The organism is Pseudomonas sp. Cab53 (assembly GCF_018325965.1).
Taxonomy (GTDB): domain Bacteria; phylum Pseudomonadota; class Gammaproteobacteria; order Pseudomonadales; family Pseudomonadaceae; genus Aquipseudomonas; species Aquipseudomonas chlororaphis_E.
On the sequence record NZ_AP021902.1, the window covers coordinates 3,127,233 to 3,150,211 of the forward strand.

The following is a 22,979-nucleotide window of genomic DNA, read 5'->3' on the forward strand; positions in this document are numbered from 1 at the left end:
TAGCCGCGCGGCGCGAGCGGTTCGGGGAGCGCGACACCGATTTGGGCAAGCTTTGCGCACGAGATCATGTGGGTTCCTGGTGATAGACAGACCGTCGGGAGCCGACAGCCTACTATCCGGAAACCTGCGGTTTACTTGCCCAGAATGTTCTTCAACGCAGCGGTATGGCCGGTCGGGTCGTTTTCGCTGGACATCACTTCGATGATGGTGATCTTCTGATCGCTCATCGTCATCAGCGAGGCCATCAGCAGTTTCAGGCCGTTGAAATCGTCGGTGCCGTCCAGGCGGTACATCCTCAAGCCGTTCACCTGGATGGTCTTCTCGCTCGTCATGCGAAAGTTGGGTGAGGCGGCCTGCTGCTTATCCTTCAAGGTATCCACGGCAATGCGAAACGCAGCGTCCGGGGTGGTACCCGCAGTCGGCGCCGGACCTTCGGTAACAATGATGGCCCGCTCGCTTTTCGGATCGAAGTACATCGTGCCGCCGTTCTCGCTGTTCAAGATACGGGCCTCGACGCCTTCCAGCACGAAGTTCAGCTTGCCGCCTGCCAGGGACACCGATTGCGTGTCCGATACCGCCGTAGCGTTAGACGAGGCAGCAACTGCCATGGTGGCCGAGCCGCTCAAGGCAGTAAGCACGCACAAGGAAAGGGTCCAGCCCAACAGCAAATGCTTCGACATTGATAGCGCCTTATTTTTCAGGCCGTCGAATGCCGATGACCTGTCGCGCGAACAGCCTAGCTTACTTGCGTGCTCACTTGTCCAGTGATGTTGTTCACAGCCGCAGCGTGTCGCTTATATTTGCGGCCAACATGGGGTTGATACCCTTCGCGAGGAGCGCCCGTAGTTCTCAACCCTCGACGTATTGAGTGCGTTTTCACGCAGCCTGGGCCGAAAGCTGCCATTCGCGGGAGCAGGTGTATTAAGCCAGGGATCACGTAATGTGGAGCTTTTATCTAACGCTCAGCTTGCGCTTCGTCTCAGCTAACTGGCGCATATGGAAGCGCTTTCAGCAGATACTTATGACGACGGACGTGGCGGGAAGGTTTTAGAGCCTTGTTCAGCCCAGAACGTCCGATCTTCAATCCTTGCTCAATTTGGGTATGGCCATACGGCTACCCGCTTTGATTTCGCGCAAAGCCAGACTCGACTGAATAGACGCGATGCCGACCTGGCGCCTCAGCACTTGCTCGATAAAGTCGCTATAGCTATCAAGATCCTCGGCCAACACTTGAAGTACATAGTCGGCATCTCCGGTGATCTTGTGGCAAGCCAATACCTCTGGCAATTGCGCAATCACTGCCTCGAAGGCGTCCGGAGCGTGATCGGCATGGGTGGAAAAGCGAATGTGCACGAATGCCATGATATCCAGCCCGAGCATTCGCCGATCAAGGTTGGCTTGATAGCCCTTGATGACACCCGCCTCTTCCATTCGCTTGCGCCGCCGCCAGCACGGAGTAAGGCTCAACGACAGCCGTTCACTGAGTTCGGCATTGGAAATGTTCGCGTCCTCCTGCAACAACTCAAGAATAGCCAGATCGGTTTCATCGAGACTGATGCGTTTGGATATTTTTTTCTGCATGAAACCACTCCTGAGTAAAAACTTCCGAATAATCCGCCGAATCGTGGAAAGAAAGCAAAGAAAGCGCAGCCATGCCGGAACAGAATATTTGCACTGGCTCACATTAACGGATGCGCAGAATGTTTACAGTTTTCAGTGATTCCCACCGGTTGCACCACGGCACCGAATTGAAAGACGGCGCGCTCAAACCGTCTTTCGAACAGCCGAGTCGGGCCGACACGGTGCACAACCGCGTCAAACAGGTTGGACTTGGTCAGATCATCGAACCGCGCGCTTTTGATCGCTCGTGCTACGTCAACGCGCACAGCGAGCGCTACGTCAGTTTTCTGGAAAATGCCTGGAGCGAATGGTGCGCAACCGGTCGCACTCACGATGCCTTGCCGCTGGTATGGCCGGTGCGCGATCTGGCCGGCGAAGAGGTGCCAACGTTCATCGATGGCAAGCTTGGCTTTTATGCCATGGACGCTGGCTCACCCATTACCGCAACGACCTGGCAAGCCGTGAAAACCAGCGCCGATATCGCCCTCACCGGCCTGGCCCTGCTCGATGAAGGCCACGACAGTACCTTCGCCCTATGCCGTCCACCTGGTCATCACGCCGCACGCGAATACATGGGCGGTTATTGCTACCTCAACAACGCCGCCATTGCCGCGCAGCAGGCCATCACCCAAGGCGCCAAACGTGTCGCGGTGCTGGACGTCGACTTCCATCACGGCAACGGCACGCAGAACATTTTTTATCAGCGCAGCGACGTCATGTTCGTGTCGCTGCACGGCGAACCGGCGGTGTCCTACCCGTATTTCTCGGGTTACGGCCACGAAGTCGGCGCAGGTGCCGGCGAGGGTTACAACGTCAACTATCCCCTGCCGAAAAACACCACCTGGGAGAGCTATCGCAACGCCCTGCTCCATGCCTGCAAAAAACTCCAGCAGTTCTCGCCGCAAGTGCTGGTGATTTCCTTGGGAGTCGACACGTTCAAGGACGATCCCATCAGTCACTTCCTACTGGAAAGTGAAGACTTCATTGGCATCGGTGAACTGATCGCGAGCGTCGGCTGCCCGACCCTGTTCGTGATGGAGGGCGGCTACATGGTCGATGAGATCGGCATCAATGCCGTCAACGTACTGCACGGTTTCGAGAGCAAACGCAGCTGAGCCCCCCACGCTCTACAACCTTTCAATGCCTGGATCGGAGAATAAGAACATGACGCTTTTTATAGATGTCGATGATGCTGCACGCTTGTTCACCCAAGTCGGTATCCGCCGCGCCATCCGCGAAATGGCGGGCTACATCGAAGCCGACTACGCACGCTGGGCGCAGTTTGATAAATCACCGCGCACGGCCAACCACTCAACAGACGGCGTGATCGAGTTGATGCCGACCGACGATGGCCAGCAGTACTCGTTCAAATACGTCAACGGCCACCCCAACAACGGCCAGCAGAATTTACTGACGGTCATGGCCTTCGGACTTTTGGCGGATGTGCAGAGTGGCTATCCTACCCTGCTCAGCGAACTCACCCTGACCACCGCCGTGCGCACAGCAGCCACCTCCGCGTTGGTCGCGCAATCGCTGGCTCGCCCCGGTGCGACCTCGATGGCCCTGATCGGCAACGGTGCCCAAAGTGAATTTCAGGCGCTGGCCTTTCATGAAATGTTGGGCGTCAACGAAATCCGTATTTTCGATATCGATCAAGAAGCGTCCCTCAAACTGAAGCACAACCTCGCGGCGTTCCCGGACATCGAAGTGATTCTGGCCAGCTCGGTGAAGGACGCGGTCAAGGGCGCGGACATCGTCACCACAGTCACCGCCGACAAAGCCTACGCAACCATTCTGACGCCCGAGATGATCGAGCCCGGCATGCACATCAATGCGGTCGGTGGTGACTGCCCTGGTAAAACCGAACTGCACGCCGACATCCTGCGCAACGCCCGGGTCATCGTCGAGTTCGAACCGCAAACTCGCATTGAGGGCGACATCCAGCAACTGGAAGCCGACTCCCCGGTGATAGAGTTTTTCCAGATTGTGCAGGGCGAAGTGGCCGGACGCGAAAACGATATGCAAGTGACGGTGTTTGATTCGGTGGGCTTTGCCTTGGAAGACTTTTCGTCACTGCGCTATCTCAACGACCTGGCTCAGGCACAGCAAATCGGCCAGCGTGTCCACCTGGTCCCGACGCCGGCCAACAGCAAAAATCTATTCCAACTGCTGGATCCACCACCGGCCAAAGCCTCGCGTCTACGCACCGTCAGTTGATCGGTGATGACCGCCCTTCGCCACTTGGCGAGGGGCCACTCACCCTCCAAGCATCGTCTTGATTAGCCGCTGCTCTCTAACAAAAACGCTCGACACCTACTTTCTGCCAAAACTCAAAAACATAAAATCAAGAGGTTTTGCAATGAAATCGAACCCTTCCGGGCTGCTTGAACAGCCCGCGTTGCAGCGCACGCTCAGCAATCGTCACATCCAGTTAATGGCCATGGGCGGTGCCATCGGGACCGGCCTGTTCATGGGCTCTGGGAAAATTATCGCCCTCTCCGGGACGTCGATCATCCTCATCTACATGATCATCGGTCTGTTCGTGTTTTTCGTCATGCGCGCCATGGGCGAAATGCTCCTGTCCAACCTCAACTTCAAAACCTTTGCTGACTTCGCCGGCGCCTACCTCGGCCCGCGCGCAGCGTTCTTTCTCGGCTGGTCGTACTGGCTGAGCTGGAGCGTAGCGGTGATCGGCGACGCCGTCGTGGTCGGCGGATTCTTCCAGTACTGGTTTCCGGATATGCCGGCGTGGATACCCGCCGTCGGCATGCTGGCGACACTGTTCGCGTTGAATGTGCTCACGGTCAGACTGTTCGGTGAGGTGGAGTTCTGGTTCGCGATCATCAAGATCATTGCCGTCGTGACCCTGATCGGCGTCAGCACCGTGCTGATTGCCAGCTCCTTCGTCTCCCCCAGTGGTGTCACCGCATCCCTGAGTCACCTGGTGGACAAACAGGCGGCTTTCCCTAACGGATTGCTTGGCTTCTTCGCCGGATTTCAAATGGCGATCTTCTCCTTCGCCGGCACCGAGCTGATCGGCACCGCCGCCGCTGAAACCCGCTCGCCGGAGAAGACCCTGCCCAAAGCCATCAACTCTATTCCGCTGCGGATCATCCTGTTCTACGTCCTCGCGCTGAGCTGCATTATTGCCGTGACATCGTGGCAACAGGTTTCCCCCGTCAAAAGCCCTTTTGTCGAACTGTTCCTCGTCGCCGGGTTTCCCGCAGCGGCCGGTATCGTCAACTTCGTGGTCCTGACCTCGGCGGCCTCATCGGCCAACAGCGGTGTATTTTCATCGAGCCGCATGCTGTTCGGGTTGGCGAATCAAGACAACGCTCCGGGTATTTTTCGGCGTCTATCAGGCAACAGCGTGCCTCTGCTGAGCCTGGCCTTCACAACACTATTGATGCTGCTGGGTGTGCTCGTGCTGTTCATCGTTCCGGAAGTCATGACGGCATTCACCATCGTTTCCACCGTGTCTGCGATCCTGGTGATCTTCACTTGGTCAACCATTCTCGCGTCTTACATTGCCTACCGCAAAAAGCGTCCCGAGCTTCATGCCAAATCTGCTTACAAGATGCCCGGCGGCGTTCCAATGGCATGGTTCTCAATGGCTTTTCTGGGCTTCGTTCTCTGCCTGCTGGCATTAAGACCTGACACCCGCGTTGCCCTGTTGGTCATGCCGGGGTGGTTCATATGGCTGGCAATTGCTTATCAGTTAACACGTAGGTGGAAGCCTGAAACCGCAGTTGAATCGGCAAACCAATTCGGTTGAGCTGCTCTAACGAACCCTCTGCGCTGGAGGGCTGTAACAAAGAGACAGCCCTCTATTTGAATCGCTGAGAAGTCGTCCTAGAGCCTAGTCAAAATGTTCTTCGGCGCCCCCAACAGCCTGTAATCGAGCGTCACCAACCGAACCCAGCAAACACGCTGACGGCGAAGTCCCTGATCTATGCTTGGAAGTCAGGGCATCGAGCAAGGTCGGCAAATCCCCCTCCAAGATTGGCGATTGAAGCATCCATTTTACGGCCACGTGTATTTGAGCATGGGGCGGCGTCGCACGCCGTGCTGATGGTGTTCGCCCAGAGCATGATGGGAACCGCTCAAACCGCCTACCCTGCCACCCCTGTTAAAGGCGTAATCCTTAAAAACTAACCACCCGATCCCATGGAAGCACCCTACATGCCTATCGACTTCAGACCCGCTCAAGCCTCGGACGCGCACGATATTGCGCGCTTCTTTCAACTGACATCGGAGGGCATGGCCGATTACATATGGAGCAAGCTTGCCGCACCGGGAGAAGCGTTGCTGAGTGTCGGTGCGTCTCGCTATTCCAGGGAACACGGCGACTTTTCCTACAAGAACTGCCTGATGGCCACTTTCGAAGGGCGTGTCATCGGCATGATGCATAGCTATGCCTTGCGCGCGGCCCCTGACGGGCCTGTCGAGACCGACCCGGTCCTCGCGCCTTATTCCGACATGGAAATACCCGATACCTTGTACATATCCAGCCTGGCTCTGGACGAGGCCTGGCGCAACCAGGGGCTGGGCGTCAAGTTTCTTCGCCACGCCCAGCAGCGCGCCGAAGACTCTGGGTTGGAGGGGCTATGCCTGATCGATTATGCAGAAAACCACGGTGCCCGCCGATTCTACGAACGGCATGGTTTTCAAATTGTTAAAACCTGCCAGATCGTTCCGCACCCGATGCTGGGCGTAACCGGTGAAGCCTACTTGATGTATCGCCCTACCCAAAACGTGCTCGAGAAAAAACCATGAACAAGAAACTGACCGTATTCCGCGAACTGGATATCCAACCGGTGCGCGACCTTCCCTTTTTTGAAGAAGTCCTGGAAGGCACCCCTCACACGCTGACGTCCAAGTACTATCACGATGAACAGCAAGGTCGCATTTCCGGAGAATGGGAAGCCAGTACCGGAGCGTGGCGCATCGACTACAAGGTTTGGGAGTTCTGCCATGTCCTGAGTGGACGCTGCGTCATCGAGCTTGAAGGTTGCGCCCCGCTCACACTGGCCGCTGGCGACACGTTCATTATCGAACCGGGCGCCAAGGGGACATGGACCGTGCTGGAAGACATGAAAAAGAACTTCGTGATCCTCTTGCCCGCGCAATAGAGCCCTGTGTTCACGGTCGTATCGAAAACCACCGATACGACTGGCCAGCACATCCCTTCTTCCTGGGCGTCCACGACCCCACCCGTCATTAACCCTTCTTCACCTTCAGACTTCGTTAAGAAACGGCACGGATACTTCGCTCAAATCCATTGAGGGAGGCGTTCTGCCCATGCCCGAGTCCGATTGGAACATCCCCCTGCCCCTGCACTTTGGCCAGGCTGAAACACCCCTGATGAGCCTGTCCGGTGCAGAGCACGGTGACGCTCAGCGAGCCGTATTCGAAGCGTTTATCCAACAGCGTTTCCGCAAGGCCCACGGTGCCGACATCCGTCAGTTCATGCCCCAGTTGTTGGGCGTGCACAACGGCACTGGCGAGCTCTGCGCGGTGGCCGGCCTGCGCCGCGCGCACCTTGAGCCGCTGTTTCTCGAACGTTACCTGCAAGCGCCGATCGAGCTGCTGGTCAGCGCAGCCGCCGACCGTACGGTGGACCGTCGCGCGATCGTCGAGGTCGGCAATCTCGCGGCCAGTGACACCGGCAGCGCCCGTCTGTGCATCATCGCCATTACCTACCTGCTGGCCATGGGTGGGCTGGAGTGGGTGACTTTCACCGGCAACATCGGCCTGGTCAACAGCTTCCACCGCCTGGGCCTCAAGCCGGTGACGCTGTGCGCCGCCGACCCCGAACGCCTGGGCGAGGAGCGCCATCACTGGGGCAGCTATTACGAAAGCAAGCCCTGGGTGCACGTGGGGAACATCCGCGCCGGGTTCATTCATTTACGCAACATCGGCTTGTTCACTCGCCTCGGTTTGCCCACGTCGATTGAAGGTGCCTGCCATGTCGCTTGAACTGCAGCGTTTCCAGGAAACCTTGCGCAGCCATGCCGGACGAAACGACGGCACCGTAGCGCTGTGGGGCGACACCCAGAAGATCGACTACGTGACCCTGTACGCCCAGGTGCTGTATCGCCAGGAGCGCTTGCGCGAAGAACAGGCGCACGTCATCGCCCTGGCGCTGGACAATGGCATCGAGGCGATGCTGTGGGACCTGGCTGCGCTGTGGGAAGGCGTGGCCTGCGTGACGCTACCGCCGTTTTTCAGCCCGGCCCAGCGGGCCCATTGCTTGATGCAGAGCCAGGCGACACGGGTCGTTGCCGAGCCGGAGCTTGCGGACGAATTAATCGCCGCTGGCTACACCCGGCGCGGTGAATTCTGGTGTCGCACCTTCGAGGGTGGGCAGCGCCTGCCGGCCGGCACCGCCAAGTTGACCTTTACATCCGGCACCACCGGCACGCCCAAAGGCGTCTGCCTGAGCGCCGACAGCCTGCTACGAGTGGCCAGGGAACTGGAGCAGGCCAGCCTGCCCAGCGCGCCGCAGCACCATGTGGCACTGCTGCCGCTGGCGATCCTGCTGGAGAATCTCGGCTGCTACGCCGCCCTCTACGCCGGAGCCACGTTGAGCCTGCCAAGCCAGAAAACCCTGGGCATCCAGGGCGCCAGCGGCGTGGACGTGCCGCGCCTGCTGAGCAACCTCGCCGACCGCAAGGCGCAGAGCCTGATCCTGGTGCCCCAGTTGCTGTTGATGCTGGTCAGCGCCGCCGAACAACAGGCGTTCGACCCGCGTCACCTGCGCTTTATCGCGGTGGGCGGTGCTCGGGTGGCGCGAGACCTGCTGCACCGCGCGCAACGGCTCGGCCTGCCGGTCTACGAAGGCTACGGCTTGTCCGAATGCGCTTCGGTCGTGTGCCTCAACCGCCCCGGCGCTCACCGGCCTGGCAGCGTTGGCAAACCCCTGCCCCATGTTGAAGTACGCCTGGCCGAGGACGGTGAAGTGCTGATCAAGGGCTCGACCCTGTTGGGTTACCTGGGCGAACCGCTGCACACCGAACAATGGTGGCCGAGCGGCGACCTGGGTGAATTCGACGCCGAAGGGTTTCTTTACCTCAAGGGTCGCAAGAAGCATCAGTTCGTCACCAGTTTCGGGCGCAACGTCAATCCAGAGTGGATCGAGTCCGAACTGACCCAGCGCCACCACATCGCCCAAGCCTTCGTGTACGGCGAGGCCCAGCCACTCAACCATGCCTTGCTCTGGCCCCATCGCCCTGATTGCAGCGACGAGCAACTGGCCGCCGCCGTCGCCGAAGCCAACCAGGCACTTCCCGGCTACGCCCAGGTGCACCGCTGGACCCGCCTGCCCCAGCCCTTCAGCGCCGCCAACGGTTTGCTCACCGCCAATGGGCGTCCCCGTCGTGACGCCATCGTCGCTTTGTATCGTAACCAACTGACCGAATCCGCCCTTTCCGAGGAACCTGCATCATGAGTTTTTTCGACACCCTGCAAGAAGCCACGCAACAGGAACGCCACGAGTTGTTCAACCTGCCGATCATCGTCGATGCGTTGCAAGGCCGGGTCAGCCTGGACAGTTATCGCGCGTTCCTGGCCCAGGCCTACTACCACGTGCGCCACACGGTGCCGCTGATGATGGCGTGTGGCGCGCGCCTGCCGACACGCCTGGAATGGCTGCGCAAGGCGGTGTGCGAGTACATCGAGGATGAATATGGCCACGAACAGTGGGTGCTCAACGATATCGCCGCATGTGGCGGGGACCGTGACGCCGTGCGAGACGGCCAGCCTTCGCTGTCGATCGAACTGATGACCAGCTTCCCCTATGACACCATCGCCCGAGGCAACCCGGTAGGGTTGTTCGGCATGGTCAATGTGCTCGAAGGCACCAGCATCGCCCTGGCCACCCACGCCGCCGGCAGCATCCGCGAACGCCTGGCCTTGCCGGAAACCGCTTTCAGCTACCTCAGCTCCCACGGCTCGCTCGACATCGAGCACATGCAGACCTACCGCCGACTGATGAACAAGCTTGAAGACCCGGAAGATCAGGCCGCGGTGATTCATGCCTCGAAGGTTGTCTATCGACTCTACACCGACATGTTCCGGGGCCTGCCCCGTGAAGCGCAGGCACACCATGCAGCTGCATGAGGCGCGAGTCGTGCTGACCGGCGCCAGCGGCGGCATCGGCCTGGCGATCACCGAGACCTTGTGCGCAGCCGGTGCGCGGGTACTGGCGGTGGCGCGGCACCAAGACGCGCTGCAGGCCTTGCTCAAGCGCTATCCGCAGAACCTCAGTTGGGTGGCCGCCGACCTGACGCTGGCGGCCGACCAGGGCAAGGTGCTGGCTGCCGCCGAGAGCGTGGGCGGCATCAACCTGCTGATCAATGCGGCCGGGGTCAACCACTTCGCCATGCTCGAACAGCTCGACGACAGTGACATCCAGGGGATGCTGGCGGTGAACGTCGGTGCGCCGATCTGTCTGACCAAACGGCTGCTGCCCATGCTCAAGCAGGCGGACAGCGCAATGGTGGTCAATGTCGGCTCCACTTACGGCTCGATCGGCTACCCCGGTTATGCCAGCTACTGCGCGACCAAGTTTGCCCTGCGCGGTTTTTCCGAAGCCTTGCGCCGGGAACTGGCGGATACCCGGGTCAGTGTCCTGTACGTCGCGCCCCGCGCCACCCGCACCTCGATGAACAGCGCCGCCGCGCAAGCCTTGAACGATGCGCTCAAGGCCAGCGTCGACGACCCACAAGCCGTGGCGTCGGCGGTGGCCCATGCCATCGCCGGGGAGCGCCGCGATGTGTACCTGGGCTGGCCGGAGCGCTTCTTCGTGCGCCTCAACAGCCTGCTGCCAAACCTGGTGGACCGCGGCCTGCGCAAGCAACTGCCGCTGATCCGCCGCCTCAGTGAAAAACCCGAGAACGAGCCACCAAAACCATGAAAAACATCCTCGCATGCCTGTTGCTAGGCGCCCTCAGCCAAGGTGCCTGGGCAATGGACACCGCCGATCAGCAACGCCTCGATGGCATCCAGCAGAGCTGGGCGCACATCCAATACGAAATGCCGGAAAAACAGCGCGCCGCCGCATTCGAGCAGTTGGCGGCGCAAGCCACACGCTTCACTGCCGAACGTCCGGCGGTCGCTGAGGCCTGGATCTGGAAAGGCATCGTCACCAGCAGTTGGGCCGGCGCCGAGGGCGGCCTCGGAGCGTTGGGCAAGGCCAAGGACGCCAGAGCCGACCTGGAAAAATCCCTGAGCCTGGACCCCAAGGCCCTGCAAGGCTCAGCCTACACCAGCCTCGCCGCGCTGTATGACCGGGTCCCAGGCTGGCCGATCGGCTTTGGCGACAGCGACAAGGCCGAGCAACTGCTCAAGCAATCGCTGCAACTGAACCCCGATGGAATCGACAGCCTGTACTTCTGGGGCGATCACCTTTACCGTCAAAAGCACTACGCTGAAGCCAGGGCGGCGCTGCAAAAAGCCCTGCAAGCCGCGCCCCGTCCGGGCCGGGAAAGCGCCGATGCCGGGCGGCGCAAAGAGATTGCCGCGCTGATGGTGGACGTGGACAAAAAACTCGACTGATGGGAGTCCAGGTGCGTTTATTACTGATAGAGGATGACGTGGCCCTCGGCGAGGGCATTCAGCAGGCACTGGGGCGCGAGGGCTACACCGTGGACTGGCTCAAGGATGGCGGTAGCGCCCTGCACTCATTGCTCAGCGAAACCTTCGACCTGGCCGTGCTCGACCTCGGGTTGCCGCGCATGGACGGCCTCGACGTGTTGCGCCGCTTGCGCAATACCGGCTCGAACCTGCCGGTGTTGATCCTCACCGCTCGCGACGCCACCGAGGATCGCATCGCCGGGCTGGATGCCGGCGCGGACGATTACCTGGTCAAACCTTTCGACCTCAACGAACTCAAGGCCCGCTTGCGGGCCTTGTTGCGACGCAGTGCCGGGCGGGCCCAGGCGTTGATCGAGCACGCCGGCATCAGCCTCAACCCCAGTACGCAGCAAGCCAGCTACCACGGCCAGCCCGTCGCCCTGACGCCCAAGGAATACCAGCTCCTGCACGAATTGCTGTCACCGCCGGGCCGGGTCATCACCCGCGACCAACTGATGCAACTGCTCTACGGCTGGAGTGAAGAAGCCGAAAGCAACACGCTGGAGGTGCACATCCATCACCTGCGCAAGAAATTCTCGGCCGATCTGATCCGCACCATCCGTGGCGTGGGCTACCTGGTGGAAGAACGCCGATGACGTCGATCCGCCGCCGCACCCTCACCTTGATCATCGGCCTGCTGCTCGCAGGGCTCGCGGTACTCAGCGCGTTCAACCTGCACGACAGCAACCACGAAATCGCGGAAGTCTATGACGCGCAGTTGGCGCAAAACGCGCGGCTGCTGCAAGGGGTGATGCGCATGCCGTTGGCGGCGCAGCAGCATGCCGACCTGTACCGGGCGTTCAACGACGCATTGGCCGACGCGCCGTTGCGCGGCGACGGCCATCCCTACGAGCGCAAGATCGCCTTCCAGGTATGGAACCGTGCAGGCGACGTCCTGGTGCACACCGCTAGCGCGCCCTCCTTCCGCTCGCCGCCGACCCAGCCTGGGTTCAGCGACGTGGTGGACCTGAACAGCCGTCACTGGCGCGCCTTCATCCTCGAAGACCCACAGAACGGCCTGCGCATCTGGGTCGGCGAACGGGGTGACGTGCGCGCGGATCTGGTCGACCGGATCGTGCGTCACACGCTGTGGCCGAACGCGATCGGTAGCCTGCTGCTCGCAGCGATGGTCTGGCTCGCCATCGGCTGGGGCCTCAAGCCGCTGGCGAACATGGCGGCGACCCTGCGCGCACGCCACAGCGGCTCCCTCGAACCCCTGCAACTGACGCCGCTGCCCAGCGAGCTCGAACCCATGCAGGCGGCGCTCAACCGCATGCTCGCGCAGATACAGGAAGTGCTCGGGCGCGAGCGGCGCTTTATCGCCGACGCCGCCCACGAGATGCGCACCCCGCTGGCGGTGCTCCGGGTGCACGCGCAAAACCTGCAGGAGGCCGGCACCGAACAGGAGCGACGGGAGTCCCTGGCGTTCCTCATCGCCGGGGTCGATCGCACCAGTCGCCTGGTCAGCCAGTTGTTGACCATGGCCCGCCTCGAACCCAAGGCCGGCGCACCCGTGCTGGAGCACATCGACCTCAGCGAGACCGTGCGCAACAGCCTGGTGCAGCTCACCCCGTGGCTGTTGAGCAAGCACCTGGAACTGGCCTTCGACGTCAGCGACCAACCGTTCCATGTCCTGGCCGACGCGGCCACTGTCGACATCGCCCTCAACAACCTGATCACCAACGCCGCCAATTTCTCCCCGGAACACGGCGTGATCACCGTACAACTGACCCGGGTCGACAACTTCTACCAACTGAACGTCGACGACCAGGGACCGGGCATCGACGAGGCGGATCGAGCACGATTGTTCGAGCGGTTCTACAGCCGCGGCAGTCCACAAGGCGCGGGCCTTGGCCTGACCATCGTCGCCACCATCGCAACGCGTTTGGGCGGACGGATCGAACTGCTCAACCGGCCAGAGGGCGGCCTTCGGGCTACGTTGTCGATCCCTGTCAGAGAATAATCGTGCAAGCGCGCCTGACTTCCTCGCGATGCTGTTGTCAGAGATGACTTGCAGGGGGCGTTCAAGCGGCTGGACATGGGCGCGGCCTGCCCGGCTCACAGAACATCGGGCCGTACGCCCCTCAAGGCAGACGTAACATGGGACAATCACCCCCGACTTGATCCTTTCGGAGGCCACAATGCTTCGTGTGTTCGAACGAAGACTCGACCCTTTCCCACCTGATGAAGCGCCCCCGCCCCCGGTCGGCCTGACCCGTTTCCTGTGGGCCTGCACGCGGGGTGCCCGCGGTTACATCCTTGTGTTCGCGCTGTTGAGCGCCGGCGTGTCGATTTACGAAGCCTGGCTGTTCTCGTTTCTCGGGCAGGTCGTGGACCTGCTTTCGACCTGGCAGGCCGGCGGCGATGCACAGGGCCAGGAGAGCCGTGTGCTATGGGGGATCGGCATCGTACTGGTCACCAGCATCGGGCTGGTGGCGTTGCGGACCATGGTCCAGCACCAGGTGCTGGCGATCAATCTGCCGCTGCGGTTGCGCTGGGACTTTCACCGGCTGATGCTGCGGCAAAGCCTTTCGTTCTTTTCCGATGAGTTCTCCGGCCGGGTCACGACCAAGGTGATGCAGACAGCGCTGGCGGTGCGCGAAGTGTTGTTCACCGTCATCGAGATCGCCCCCGGGATTGGCGTGTACTTCATTGCGATCATTGCCCTGGCCGGCGGTTTCGCCCTGAAACTGATGCTGCCGTTCATTGCCTGGATCGTGCTGTTCGGGCTCGCCATGCTGTATTTCGTGCCGCGCCTGGGACAGGTCGGCCAGGAACAGGCTCACGCACGTTCGTCGATGACCGGGCGCATCTCGGACGCCTACACCAACATCACCACCGTGAAGCTGTTCTCCCACTCCAAGCGTGAGGCGCACTTCGCGCGGGCGGCGATGGAAGATTTCAAGCAGACGGGCTTTCGCCAGATGCGCCTGGTCAGCCAGTTCGAGATCGTCAACCAGGCCCTGGTGGTGGCGCTGATCATCGGCGCGGGCGGCTATGCCTTGTGGCTGTGGCACCAAGGTGAAGTCGGCACCGGCGCGGTGGCGGCGATCACGGCCATGGCACTGCGGATCAATGGCATGTCGCATTGGATCATGTGGCAGATGACCTCTCTGTTCGAAAGCATCGGCACCGTGCAGGACGGCATGGAAACCCTCACCCGGGGCCCAAGGTCCAGGACGCGCCTGACGCCAGCGTGCTGGTCCCTGCTGGCGGCGCGGTCACGTTCGACAACGTGAGCTTCAACTACAGCGGCGAGCGTCAGGTGCTCGATGGCTTGAGTCTGAGTATCCGCCCGGGCGAGAAGATCGGTCTGGTGGGCCGCTCCGGTGCCGGCAAGTCGACGCTGATCAACCTGCTGCTGCGCTTCTACGACGTGGACAGCGGCGAGATTCGCATCGACGGGCAAAACATCGCCAAGGTGACCCAGGACAGCCTGCGCAGCGCCATCGGCATGGTCACCCAGGACACGTCCCTGCTGCACCGCTCCATCCGTGACAACATCGCCTATGGCCGCCCGGACGCGACCGACGAACAGATCCACCAGGCCGCGGTGAACGCCCAGGCCGACGGGTTCATCCAACAACTGAGCGACCGCCAGGGCCACACCGGCTACGACACCTTGGTGGGCGAACGTGGCATCAAGCTTTCCGGTGGCCAGCGCCAACGCATTGCCATCGCCCGGGTGATGCTCAAGAACGCGCCGATCCTGTTGCTGGACGAAGCCACCAGCGCCCTCGACTCGGAAGTCGAAGTCGCCATCCAGGAAAGTCTCGATGAAATGATGGAAGGCAAGACCGTCATCGCCATCGCTCACCGCCTCTCGACAATCGCGGCCATGGACCGCCTCATCGTCATGGATGACGGACGCATCATCGAGCAAGGCACCCATGCCGAACTGCTCGCCAGGAACGGCACCTACGCCCGGCTGTGGCAGCACCAGAGTGGCGGGTTCCTCGGTGAAGACCAGGGGCTGACCGAGGCCGAGGCGATGTAATCACGGGCCGGGCGCCCTTCACGGCGCCCGGCCCTATAGCCAGGGATGCTATTCGCCCGCCCCTCGCGCAAACGCCGCCAGCGCCTGCCGCGCCTCCCGGTTGAGCGGGCAAGCCGCCTCGATCGCCTGGCCGACCGCCAGGAGCTCTTCGCGCAAGGCCTCGCCGGCATCGGTCAGCGCAATCAGCACTCGACGCTCATCGTCCTTGTCCCGCGTGCGTGTCACCCTGCCCGACGTCTCCAAGCGCTTGAGCAAGGGGGTGATGGTTCCGGTGTCCATGCCGAGCCTGGCGCCGAGGTCGCCCACGGTCCTGGGGGCGTCATTGAACAGCTCCAGCATCGCCAGGTACTGCGGGAACGTCAGGCCCAAGGGATCCAGCAAGGGCTTGTGAAGGCGCATCATCCGATTCGAAGCGCTGTACAAGGCGAACGACAGATGGGCGTCGAGTCCGGTTGCTGACGCCTGTCGCTCAACATTATCTAGCTTGCTAGATATTGTTGCGACAGGTTGCTTGTAAGCATCACTGCTTTCCTCGACTGGCGCCGATGTTGTGGGCTCCTGCGCCTGCCGATCAGCGGCGAGCAGTTCTTCATGGGTCGCCCGCAGGATGCGTGCGGAAAATGCCTGATCGTCGACCGCTCGGGCCAGCACCATCGCCCCCACTATCGAGGCGACAAAGCTGGTGGCCTGGTCTTCCCTCGAGCGACCAGGCCGCCATGGCAGGCCGGACTTCAACGTCTCGACCATGCGCGCCACCCGCTGAGTAAAGGAGCGGCGCATGCCGGGCTCACGCGCCACGTCAATCGCCAGCGCGGGCATGGCGCAGCCGGTTTCCGGGTGGTCCCGGTGCGACTCGGCAAGGTACATGGCCAGGAACGCTTGCTTGGGCACGTCACTGTTCGACAAGGTCTCGCGCAGCTTTTGCGCCAACTGATCCATCGCCCGTTCGAGGCTGGCGCACGCCAACACTTCCTTCGAGTCGAAGTGCGCATAAAACGCACCATGGGTCAGCCCTGACGCCTTCATCACCTCGGCAATGCTCGCCCCGGCAACACCCTTGGCACGAAACAGCCGAGACGCTTCTTCAACAATGCTCTCGTAGCGCTCTGCTGTCTGGTCCGAGGAATACCTCATGGAAACCTCCGTTTTTGTGCTTGACGGATTACATGATGATCATCATGCTTGCCGCTAAATATGATGATCATCATACATAACAACGACCTTGTTGGCTGATTTTTGTCTCCTGGTCGCTCACCACAACCGCTTCGATCAACAGGCTTAAAGGGATGACGACTTCCGTAAGCGACTCCACCCAGGCACTTCAACCCCTGACCGGGCGGACCGTGGCGCTGCTGGCAGGCCTGGCCGCCATCGGCATGCTCTCCACCAACATCATTCTGCCGGCATTTCCAGCCATCGGCGACGAACTCGGGGTGACCACCCGCGAGCTGGGGCTGACCCTCTCCAGCTTCTTCATCACGTTCGCGCTCGGCCAGTTGATCGTCGGCCCGCTCGCCGACCGTTACGGGCGCCAGAAGCTGGTGTTGGGCGGGCTGTGCGTCTTTGTCGTCGGCACCGTCATCGCAGGTTTCGCGCCGACCCTGGAGGTCATGATCGCCGGGCGCGTGGTCCAGGCGCTGGGCGTGTGCGCCACCTCGGTCCTGTCCAGGGCGATTGCACGCGACCTGTTCGAGGGCGAGACCCTCGCCCGCGCGCTGTCGTTGACCATGGTCGCCACGGCTGCCGCACCGGGGTTTTCGCCGCTGGCGGGCAGTGTGCTGACCGACACCCTCGGCTGGCGCGCCATTTTCATCCTGGTGGGGCTGGCAGGCATCGCCCTCGCCCTCTTCTATGTCCGCGGCCTTGGCGAAACCCACCCCGCTGACCGCCGGGCACCGCATTCGGCCAGGAGCGTGCTGCTCGCCTATCGGCGCCTGGCCCTGGACAAGCGCTTCATCCTGCCGGCCGTTTCCATGAGCCTTTTGATGAGCGGCCTGTTCGCCTCGTTCGCCGCGGCCCCGGCCATCCTGATGAAAGGCCTGGGCCTGACGTCGCTGCAGACCGGCCTGTACTTCGCCTCCACGGTGTTCGTGGTGTTCGCGGCGGGCATGGCAGCGCCGCGCCTGGCTCACCGCCATGGCGCGGCGATCATCGCATTGCTGGGAATCATCTGCGCCATGGCTGGCGGGGCCTTGCTGCTGGTGGGCCCGGCCAATCCAAGCCTGGGTGGCTACGCCCTGTCCATGATCACCTTTCTTTGGGGCATGGGGCTGGCCAATCCGCTGGGCACGGCCATCGCCATGGGGCCTTTCGGCAAGGAGGCCGGAATGGCGTCGGCACTGCTGGGCTTTGTCTCCATGGCCGCCGCCGCACTGACCACCTGGCTGGCCTCGGTCCTGCCTTTTGCGCCGGTCACGGCACTGGGAGGCATTCAGGTCACGGCGTGCCTGATTGCCCTGGTCCTGTTCGTCCTGCGAGGCAGCCTCGTCAAACAACCCCTGCGGGGCTGATGCCTCGCTTTCTCTTTCGTCAACACCTGGAGATTCAACATGCAAATCAAAGGCAGTGTGGCCCTGGTCACCGGCGCCAATCGTGGCTTGGGCAAGGCGTTCGTGCAGGCCCTTCTCGCAGCAGGCGCCACCAAGGTGTATGCCGCGGTCCGCGACCCCGCCACCGTCGAAGCCCAACCGAACGTGGTGCCACTGAAACTCGACGTCACGCGCCCTGAAGACATCGCCGCGGCGGTCGAGAGCGTGCAAGACCTGACGCTGCTGATCAACAACGCTGGCATCCACGGCAACCAATCGAAAGCTAACATCAGCCTGGAGAACCTTCGCCAGGAGTTCGAGACCAACGCCGTCGCGCCGCTGGCCACCAGCCTGGCCTTCGCACCGATCCTGGCCGCGAACGGTGGCGGTGCGATCGTCAACATGCATTCGGCCCTGAGCTGGGTCAACCTGCCCAACACGGTCACGTATTCGGCGAGCAAGGCCGCCGTGTGGTCATTGACCAACGGCTTGCGTTTGCAACTGGCGAGCCAGGGCACCCTGGTGGTCGGCGTGCATGTCGCGTTCGTCGACACCGACATGACACGAGGCCTCGAAGGCGTGCCAAAGGCCTCGCCCCACGACGTCGTCCAGCGTGTGCTGGAGGGCGTCATCAATGATCAGCCAGAGGTATTGGCCGATGAGACGAGCAACCAACTCAAGCAGAACCTGAGCAACGGCGTCTACCTTAGGCCGATTGCTTAAGGGCGCGAATGCGGGCTGCCGGGGGGAGCCCACCTCCCCCTGGTAAACACTCTATCAGTCTGGCTTTTTGAGGAAATCGAAAGCCTCCCCGGGGATGGAACAAATCGCGAATCACCATCTGACTACCTGCAAAGCGCGAATACCTCGTATGAGAACTGGTCCAACAATCGACCAAACACGGCGGATTGGCCAGCGCATTTATCAGCCATGACGGCAGAAACCGGTCAGAGACAAACGTTTATGAACGACCGCCTGCAACCCAAGCGGCCTTTTAAACTTAATCATCTGGGCCTGATTTTATGAGCAATAACTCGTAGGTCAGATCTGCTTCATGAAAGGTGGCGCACCACTCTTGAAAGCCCGATCGAGGCTCGCATGATAGGCGGACGATGATTCCGGAGTCCGTGTTAAATGTTTCTTTGACGACTGCAATATCTCCTGGCACTGCATCACGAACATTTATCCAATCGACGTACAAAGCCTTTGTAGAATCGACGTGAGTCAACTTTATAAAATTCCCTTTCACAAGTGTCATAACCTCGGTCGATACCTCTTACAGATCAGAGAGAGAGTTGTTCGAATGACTGCCTGGCGAGCGCTATCAGTCAAGGCAGGCTGAAAACGGCCGCCCGATCCGCACCTGCTTCCAGCCAAAGAGCGAAAACTCTCAATTTGTGAGAGCTAGCCTCTAAGGGCACGTAATATTTCTCGGACCAACGGCTTCGTGTTTTTTTCACTGGGGTCAGTCTCAGGCGGGTCGCTACTACGGATCCACTCGCCTTGATCGAACGCTTGATAAAGCGAGAAAGCAGGCTGAGGCATTTCGTTGGTCATACCCACCTCAACCACGGCATTCACGATCCCGTTCATGACGTCATCGCAAAAATCGTAGATCAAAGATCCCTGTAGATAACCTTCTGCAACCGCAACGGACAGCTCGTTCAGCACATCTTGCGGTGTGACATCAAATTCCTCAAAAGTGGCGGCAATATCACTCAGGGTTAAACCCTCTGCGCCAGCTTTCATCGAAAGTTTCTCGAGTTCATTCTTCGGTAACATCCTGATCATGAGCTTCTTCCGGTTAGGTACGAAGGTATGCTTGCAACACTCATAAGCTCTCTATCCAACAGAGTGGCCGCACAGCGGCCACATGTTCAATGCCATGCTGCAATACGGTTTCATTGACGGTCAACTTCAAATCCAGGCAATGTCCGTTTCGGGTTAGCAGCCGTCATTCCTTGCACCAACCAAACCGGCTGGGTACGCTCTGAAATCGCTTATAGCCACGGGAGGTGCATATGGAAAGCCATGCAGCATTGGAAATCGAAAAAGCTGCTTACGATGAGTTTCTGATCCAATGGAATCAAGACGCCTTCCAACAACAGAGGCTCGGTCAAGCCTTCTACAATTTTTTTCAACCTTCATAAGCTCACGGATCAGAGATTGCTGACTGGTCTATATGACGCTGGCGGTCAAAAAGCTACAGCCTTGATCTCCCGAATGTTCAACATCAGGCAGTAGCCGACGACCGGCCAAGAACAACCGGTGGGATTGGATTGCACCGAGTTCTACTAGAGATTATTAACATGCTGGTCGAACGCCAAAGATGCCACCAAGGATACATACGAGCAATGCTTATCCGCTCTAGAAAAATCTCACTTTGGGTGTGCGAAGAATGTGAGGCGACGTGGAAGAGTCAGGTTGAAGTAAACGTCAGCAAGTTTGAAGACTACGGAACGTTGATGGCCGGTATCAGACGCAGTCCTTTATGGTCAGAGCTGGAACCACAGTAGTGGATGCCGGCCTGACCACCCCAGGAAAAGCTGTAAGCGCACTTAGGCTTCAGTGAGCCTTTTCCGAAGAAAGCTCAAAGCATCCCTGAAAACCTGATGCCAACTCTCAGAGGGCTCGCTCACGAGAGGATGCCAAAAGAATCTGAATTCATGGCCTCCATCATCTTCTGCAAAATGCACCCAAGTATCTGGAAGGTCTTGGGCAACATGACATTCATGAAATGCCCATGTTTGTCCAGTTACGATGGAGCGCCGCTCCCCCAAATGTCGCCCAACTGTCGAATGAATCCCTGCTTCTTCTTTCAGCTCTCGAACCGCAGCCAGGTCGGCTGACTCACCTGGCTCGACACTGCCTTTGACCAGCTGAAAGCCTGCTAATGGATGCTCGAACGCTAAGATTTCAAGCGTTTCGCGGACTCGCAGAACTACAGGACAAGATTTATCTGCTTCCATGCCGTCACACCTACCCCAATCCTTACGCGTGAGCCGGGAAGCATAAGCGAAGCAAGCTGTCATCGAAACCGGAGAGGACGAAAGATTCGCAAGGTGTGTTTACCGTCCGCTTACCAACAATTTTCATAACGTGGCTATTCCTGTTTATCCGCGAGTCAAGATGGCAGGTGCATTAGGTTAGGGACTTCACTGTTCGCTTCTGGCCGAAAGCTGACGACCTCAAAACCCCTGAATCGGCCAGGCGAACGATAGGTTAGGATATGGAGTCCCCTCACGTAGGTCTTCATTACATGCATTTGATCTGCGAAGTTGAAGAAATCTTCGAAGTCAATGGTATCGGTTGCGTGATTTGCCCTGGCATCCCTCATGACTTTCCGCACCCGGTACGTTCAAGCGTGGCACTTGTTATTGAAACACCAATGGGGGCCAGAATCGAAACCACCCTACAAAATCTGATGTGGGTTCGTGGGGGCAAGCAACGTCTTCACGACCCGTTTAGCATAGCGGGTGACATTCAGAAGACAGATATACCGTTGGGTAGCCGTGTTTTTCTTCTTCACGGCTCCAAAACCTAAGAAGCAAAACAGAGGGACAGATTCATATTGTCCGCTGCCTCGGTAAATAAATCCGTCCCTTTACCGCTGGTGGTCGGCGTGCATGTCGCCTTCGTGGACACGGACATGACACGAGGCCTCGGCCCACGATGTCGTCCAGCGCGTGCTGGAGGGCGTCATCAATGATCAGCCAGAGGTATTGGCCGATGAGACGAGCAACCAACTCAAGCAGAACCTGAGCAACGGCGTCTACCTTAGGCCGATTGCTTAAGGGCGCGAATGCGGGCTGCCGGGGGGGGAAAGTCCACTTTCCCCCCGGCAAACGTTCCCACGCTAACAGCTCACTGGAACATCAAGCATCCCAGCGCCGCAGCAACAAGCTGGCGTTGACGCCGCCAAAGCCGAAGCCGTTGGACAGCGCATGAGTGATCGGCATTTTTCGCGCGCTCAGGCCGACCAGGTCCAGCCCCTCGGCCGCTTCGTCGGGGTGATGCAGGTTCAGCGTGGGCGGCACGATCTGGTCGCGCAGGGCCAGCACCGTGAAAACCGCTTCGATCCCCCCGGCCGCGCCCAGCAAATGCCCGGTCGCGGATTTGGTGGAGGTGATCGCCACGCCGCGATCGCGCCCGAACACCGCGCTAATCGCCGCGAGTTCGCCGCTGTCGCCGACTTGAGTGGACGTGGCGTGGGCGTTGATGTGCTGCACGTCCGCAGGGCTGACAGCCGCCTGACGCAGCGCCTGTTCCATGGCGCGCCGGGCGCCGTTGCCGTCTTCCGGGCCGGCCGTCAGGTGGTAGGCATCGGCGCTGGTGCCATAGCCGACCAGTTCCGCCAACGGCGTGGCCCCACGGGCCAGGGCATGCTCCAGGGATTCGATCACCAGCACCCCGGCCCCTTCGGCCATGACGAACCCATCCCGATCCCGATCAAAGGGCCGCGACGCTTGCTGCGGATGCTCGGCGAAGCCGGTGGACAGCGCCCGGGCCGCCGCAAAGCACCCCAGGGTCACACGATCGATCGCCGCCTCGGTGCCGCCGCACAGGGCGACGTCCGCCTCACCGCTGCGGATCAGCCGCGCCGCGTCGCCGATTGCCTGCACGCCGGCCGCACACGCCGTGACAGGTGCGCCGAGCGGGCCTTTGAAACCGTGCCGGATGGACACGTGCCCGGCGGCCATGTTGGCCAGGAACGCCGGCGCGGTGAACGGTGACAAGCGACGCGGCCCGCGGGCATCCGTGGTGCGGACGGCGTCGGCAATGGCGCCGAAGCCACCCACACCCGACGCGATGATCGTCGCGGTGCGCTCCTGCTGCTCACTGCTAGTCGGGTGCCAGCCCGCTTGCGCCAGCGCTTCATCGGCGGCCACCAGGGCGAACTCGATGAAGCGGTCCATCTTCTTGCGATCCTTGGCCGAAATCACTCGTTCCGGGGCATAGCCGGCGACGGCATCATCTTCCAGCGACGGCACTTGGCCGCCCACGGCAACTCCCGTGCCTTCGGTGATGGCGTCAGCCAGCCGACGGATGCCGGACTGGCCGGCCAACAACCGTCGCCAGGCCTCCTCCACCCCACAACCCAATGGGCTGACGAGGCCGACACCGGTGACGACGATTCGCTTCTGACCTGTGGGACTCAACATAAGCACCTCTTCGTTTTTCAATCGACCCGCCCTTCA

Annotated in this window: 21 protein-coding genes and 2 pseudogenes; 17 read left to right on the plus strand and 6 right to left on the minus strand. The window is 60.6% G+C overall.

Annotated features, from left to right (window positions below):
• Positions 1 to 131: 131 nt before the first annotated feature.
• Together KI241_RS13650 and KI241_RS13655 are read right to left on the minus strand one after the other, a co-directional pair.
• On the minus strand, positions 132 to 680 hold the full coding sequence (locus tag KI241_RS13650) for a hypothetical protein (protein ID WP_212803851.1): 549 nt from the start codon (positions 678 to 680) through the stop codon (positions 132 to 134).
• A 400-nt stretch (positions 681 to 1,080) separates the two neighbouring features.
• A complete protein-coding gene (locus KI241_RS13655; protein WP_024778535.1) occupies positions 1,081 to 1,581 on the minus strand; it encodes an Lrp/AsnC family transcriptional regulator in 501 nt (166 codons plus the stop codon).
• 119 nt (positions 1,582 to 1,700) lie between these two features.
• Here KI241_RS13655 and KI241_RS13660 point away from each other — a divergent pair, with 119 nt between their 5' ends.
• From KI241_RS13660 to KI241_RS13720, 13 genes and pseudogenes are all read left to right on the plus strand, one after another.
• Complete coding sequence (locus KI241_RS13660) at positions 1,701 to 2,735, plus strand: histone deacetylase family protein (protein WP_042730647.1); 1,035 nt, start codon at positions 1,701 to 1,703, stop codon at positions 2,733 to 2,735.
• Between the two features lie 49 nt (positions 2,736 to 2,784).
• Positions 2,785 to 3,837: an ornithine cyclodeaminase gene (locus tag KI241_RS13665; RefSeq protein ID WP_212803877.1), complete on the plus strand. Its 1,053-nt coding sequence runs from the start codon at positions 2,785 to 2,787 to the stop codon at positions 3,835 to 3,837.
• A 142-nt stretch (positions 3,838 to 3,979) separates the two neighbouring features.
• Entirely contained in the window at positions 3,980 to 5,395 is a 1,416-nt protein-coding gene (locus tag KI241_RS13670) for an amino acid permease (protein ID WP_047738685.1), read from the plus strand.
• 407 nt (positions 5,396 to 5,802) lie between these two features.
• A complete protein-coding gene (locus KI241_RS13675) occupies positions 5,803 to 6,396 on the plus strand; it encodes a GNAT family N-acetyltransferase (protein ID WP_199925069.1) in 594 nt (197 codons plus the stop codon).
• On the plus strand, positions 6,393 to 6,752 hold the full coding sequence (locus KI241_RS13680; protein ID WP_042730651.1) for a cupin domain-containing protein: 360 nt from the start codon (positions 6,393 to 6,395) through the stop codon (positions 6,750 to 6,752). Before KI241_RS13675 ends, KI241_RS13680 begins: the two co-directional genes overlap by 4 nt.
• Positions 6,753 to 6,921: 169 nt before the next feature.
• Complete coding sequence (locus KI241_RS13685) at positions 6,922 to 7,599, plus strand: thermostable hemolysin (protein ID WP_042730652.1); 678 nt, start codon at positions 6,922 to 6,924, stop codon at positions 7,597 to 7,599.
• Complete coding sequence (locus KI241_RS13690) at positions 7,589 to 9,070, plus strand: AMP-binding protein (protein ID WP_123579081.1); 1,482 nt, start codon at positions 7,589 to 7,591, stop codon at positions 9,068 to 9,070. The genes KI241_RS13685 and KI241_RS13690 overlap by 11 nt, the downstream gene beginning before the upstream one ends.
• The gene (locus KI241_RS13695) at positions 9,067 to 9,741 is read left to right on the plus strand and encodes an iron-containing redox enzyme family protein (RefSeq protein ID WP_212802594.1); all 675 of its coding nucleotides are present in this window, start codon (positions 9,067 to 9,069) and stop codon (positions 9,739 to 9,741) included. The genes KI241_RS13690 and KI241_RS13695 overlap by 4 nt, the downstream gene beginning before the upstream one ends.
• Positions 9,728 to 10,537 (plus strand): SDR family oxidoreductase, encoded by an 810-nt coding sequence (locus KI241_RS13700; RefSeq protein WP_212802595.1) that lies wholly within the window; start codon positions 9,728 to 9,730, stop codon positions 10,535 to 10,537. The genes KI241_RS13695 and KI241_RS13700 overlap by 14 nt, the downstream gene beginning before the upstream one ends.
• Positions 10,534 to 11,178 carry a tetratricopeptide repeat protein gene (locus KI241_RS13705; protein WP_053144681.1) on the plus strand — a complete coding sequence of 215 codons (645 nt, stop codon included), beginning with the start codon at positions 10,534 to 10,536 and terminating at the stop codon, positions 11,176 to 11,178. Before KI241_RS13700 ends, KI241_RS13705 begins: the two co-directional genes overlap by 4 nt.
• Before the next feature lie 11 nt (positions 11,179 to 11,189).
• A complete protein-coding gene (locus KI241_RS13710; RefSeq protein WP_042732275.1) occupies positions 11,190 to 11,852 on the plus strand; it encodes a response regulator in 663 nt (220 codons plus the stop codon).
• Positions 11,849 to 13,219, plus strand: a complete 1,371-nt coding sequence (locus tag KI241_RS13715; protein ID WP_047738695.1) for an ATP-binding protein — start codon at positions 11,849 to 11,851, stop codon at positions 13,217 to 13,219. The genes KI241_RS13710 and KI241_RS13715 overlap by 4 nt, the downstream gene beginning before the upstream one ends.
• Before the next feature lie 178 nt (positions 13,220 to 13,397).
• A pseudogene (locus KI241_RS13720) lies at positions 13,398 to 15,253 on the plus strand (ABC transporter ATP-binding protein).
• A gap of 48 nt (positions 15,254 to 15,301) precedes the next feature.
• Here KI241_RS13720 and KI241_RS13725 read toward each other — a convergent pair.
• A complete protein-coding gene (locus KI241_RS13725) occupies positions 15,302 to 16,387 on the minus strand; it encodes a MarR family transcriptional regulator (RefSeq protein WP_080964348.1) in 1,086 nt (361 codons plus the stop codon).
• A gap of 152 nt (positions 16,388 to 16,539) precedes the next feature.
• Between KI241_RS13725 and KI241_RS13730 the strand changes: the two genes are divergently transcribed.
• Together KI241_RS13730 and KI241_RS13735 are read left to right on the plus strand one after the other, a co-directional pair.
• The gene (locus KI241_RS13730) at positions 16,540 to 17,763 is read left to right on the plus strand and encodes a multidrug effflux MFS transporter (protein WP_212802596.1); all 1,224 of its coding nucleotides are present in this window, start codon (positions 16,540 to 16,542) and stop codon (positions 17,761 to 17,763) included.
• A 39-nt stretch (positions 17,764 to 17,802) separates the two neighbouring features.
• The gene (locus tag KI241_RS13735) at positions 17,803 to 18,504 is read left to right on the plus strand and encodes an SDR family oxidoreductase (protein WP_042730447.1); all 702 of its coding nucleotides are present in this window, start codon (positions 17,803 to 17,805) and stop codon (positions 18,502 to 18,504) included.
• 681 nt (positions 18,505 to 19,185) lie between these two features.
• On the opposite strand, the gene KI241_RS13740 is transcribed toward KI241_RS13735, so the two are convergent.
• Positions 19,186 to 19,572 (minus strand): hypothetical protein, encoded by a 387-nt coding sequence (locus KI241_RS13740; RefSeq protein ID WP_212802597.1) that lies wholly within the window; start codon positions 19,570 to 19,572, stop codon positions 19,186 to 19,188.
• A gap of 230 nt (positions 19,573 to 19,802) precedes the next feature.
• Here KI241_RS13740 and KI241_RS27820 point away from each other — a divergent pair.
• A pseudogene (locus KI241_RS27820) lies at positions 19,803 to 20,025 on the plus strand (hypothetical protein).
• 314 nt (positions 20,026 to 20,339) lie between these two features.
• On the opposite strand, the gene KI241_RS13745 reads toward KI241_RS27820, so the two are convergent.
• The gene (locus KI241_RS13745) at positions 20,340 to 20,750 is read right to left on the minus strand and encodes an NUDIX domain-containing protein (RefSeq protein WP_123579082.1); all 411 of its coding nucleotides are present in this window, start codon (positions 20,748 to 20,750) and stop codon (positions 20,340 to 20,342) included.
• A 290-nt stretch (positions 20,751 to 21,040) separates the two neighbouring features.
• Here KI241_RS13745 and KI241_RS13750 point away from each other — a divergent pair, with 290 nt between their 5' ends.
• A complete protein-coding gene (locus KI241_RS13750) occupies positions 21,041 to 21,325 on the plus strand; it encodes a hypothetical protein (RefSeq protein WP_148049554.1) in 285 nt (94 codons plus the stop codon).
• A 331-nt stretch (positions 21,326 to 21,656) separates the two neighbouring features.
• Here KI241_RS13750 and fabF read toward each other — a convergent pair whose 3' ends face one another.
• Complete coding sequence (gene fabF, locus KI241_RS13755; protein ID WP_042730448.1) at positions 21,657 to 22,943, minus strand: beta-ketoacyl-ACP synthase II; 1,287 nt, start codon at positions 22,941 to 22,943, stop codon at positions 21,657 to 21,659.
• Between the last annotated feature and the right edge of the window lie 36 nt (positions 22,944 to 22,979).

Excerpts from the sequence above, each read along its gene's own strand:
- KI241_RS13655 (WP_024778535.1), bottom strand. The coding sequence starts at position 1,581 with ATGCAGAAAAAAATATCCAAACGCATCAGTCTCGATGAAACCGATCTG.
- KI241_RS13740 (WP_212802597.1), bottom strand. The coding sequence starts at position 19,572 with ATGATCAGGATGTTACCGAAGAATGAACTCGAGAAACTTTCGATGAAA.
- KI241_RS13735 (WP_042730447.1), top strand. The coding sequence starts at position 17,803 with ATGCAAATCAAAGGCAGTGTGGCCCTGGTCACCGGCGCCAATCGTGGC.
- KI241_RS13725 (WP_080964348.1), bottom strand. The coding sequence starts at position 16,387 with ATGAGGTATTCCTCGGACCAGACAGCAGAGCGCTACGAGAGCATTGTT.
- KI241_RS13650 (WP_212803851.1), bottom strand. The coding sequence starts at position 680 with ATGTCGAAGCATTTGCTGTTGGGCTGGACCCTTTCCTTGTGCGTGCTT.
- KI241_RS13675 (WP_199925069.1), top strand. The coding sequence starts at position 5,803 with ATGCCTATCGACTTCAGACCCGCTCAAGCCTCGGACGCGCACGATATT.
- KI241_RS13745 (WP_123579082.1), bottom strand. The coding sequence starts at position 20,750 with ATGGAAGCAGATAAATCTTGTCCTGTAGTTCTGCGAGTCCGCGAAACG.
- KI241_RS13700 (WP_212802595.1), top strand. The coding sequence starts at position 9,728 with ATGCAGCTGCATGAGGCGCGAGTCGTGCTGACCGGCGCCAGCGGCGGC.
- KI241_RS13730 (WP_212802596.1), top strand. The coding sequence starts at position 16,540 with ATGACGACTTCCGTAAGCGACTCCACCCAGGCACTTCAACCCCTGACC.
- fabF (WP_042730448.1), bottom strand. The coding sequence starts at position 22,943 with ATGTTGAGTCCCACAGGTCAGAAGCGAATCGTCGTCACCGGTGTCGGC.
- KI241_RS13690 (WP_123579081.1), top strand. The coding sequence starts at position 7,589 with ATGTCGCTTGAACTGCAGCGTTTCCAGGAAACCTTGCGCAGCCATGCC.
- KI241_RS13750 (WP_148049554.1), top strand. The coding sequence starts at position 21,041 with ATGCATTTGATCTGCGAAGTTGAAGAAATCTTCGAAGTCAATGGTATC.
- KI241_RS13715 (WP_047738695.1), top strand. The coding sequence starts at position 11,849 with ATGACGTCGATCCGCCGCCGCACCCTCACCTTGATCATCGGCCTGCTG.
- KI241_RS13660 (WP_042730647.1), top strand. The coding sequence starts at position 1,701 with ATGTTTACAGTTTTCAGTGATTCCCACCGGTTGCACCACGGCACCGAA.
- KI241_RS13685 (WP_042730652.1), top strand. The coding sequence starts at position 6,922 with ATGCCCGAGTCCGATTGGAACATCCCCCTGCCCCTGCACTTTGGCCAG.
- KI241_RS13680 (WP_042730651.1), top strand. The coding sequence starts at position 6,393 with ATGAACAAGAAACTGACCGTATTCCGCGAACTGGATATCCAACCGGTG.
- KI241_RS13665 (WP_212803877.1), top strand. The coding sequence starts at position 2,785 with ATGACGCTTTTTATAGATGTCGATGATGCTGCACGCTTGTTCACCCAA.
- KI241_RS13705 (WP_053144681.1), top strand. The coding sequence starts at position 10,534 with ATGAAAAACATCCTCGCATGCCTGTTGCTAGGCGCCCTCAGCCAAGGT.
- KI241_RS13670 (WP_047738685.1), top strand. The coding sequence starts at position 3,980 with ATGAAATCGAACCCTTCCGGGCTGCTTGAACAGCCCGCGTTGCAGCGC.
- KI241_RS13695 (WP_212802594.1), top strand. The coding sequence starts at position 9,067 with ATGAGTTTTTTCGACACCCTGCAAGAAGCCACGCAACAGGAACGCCAC.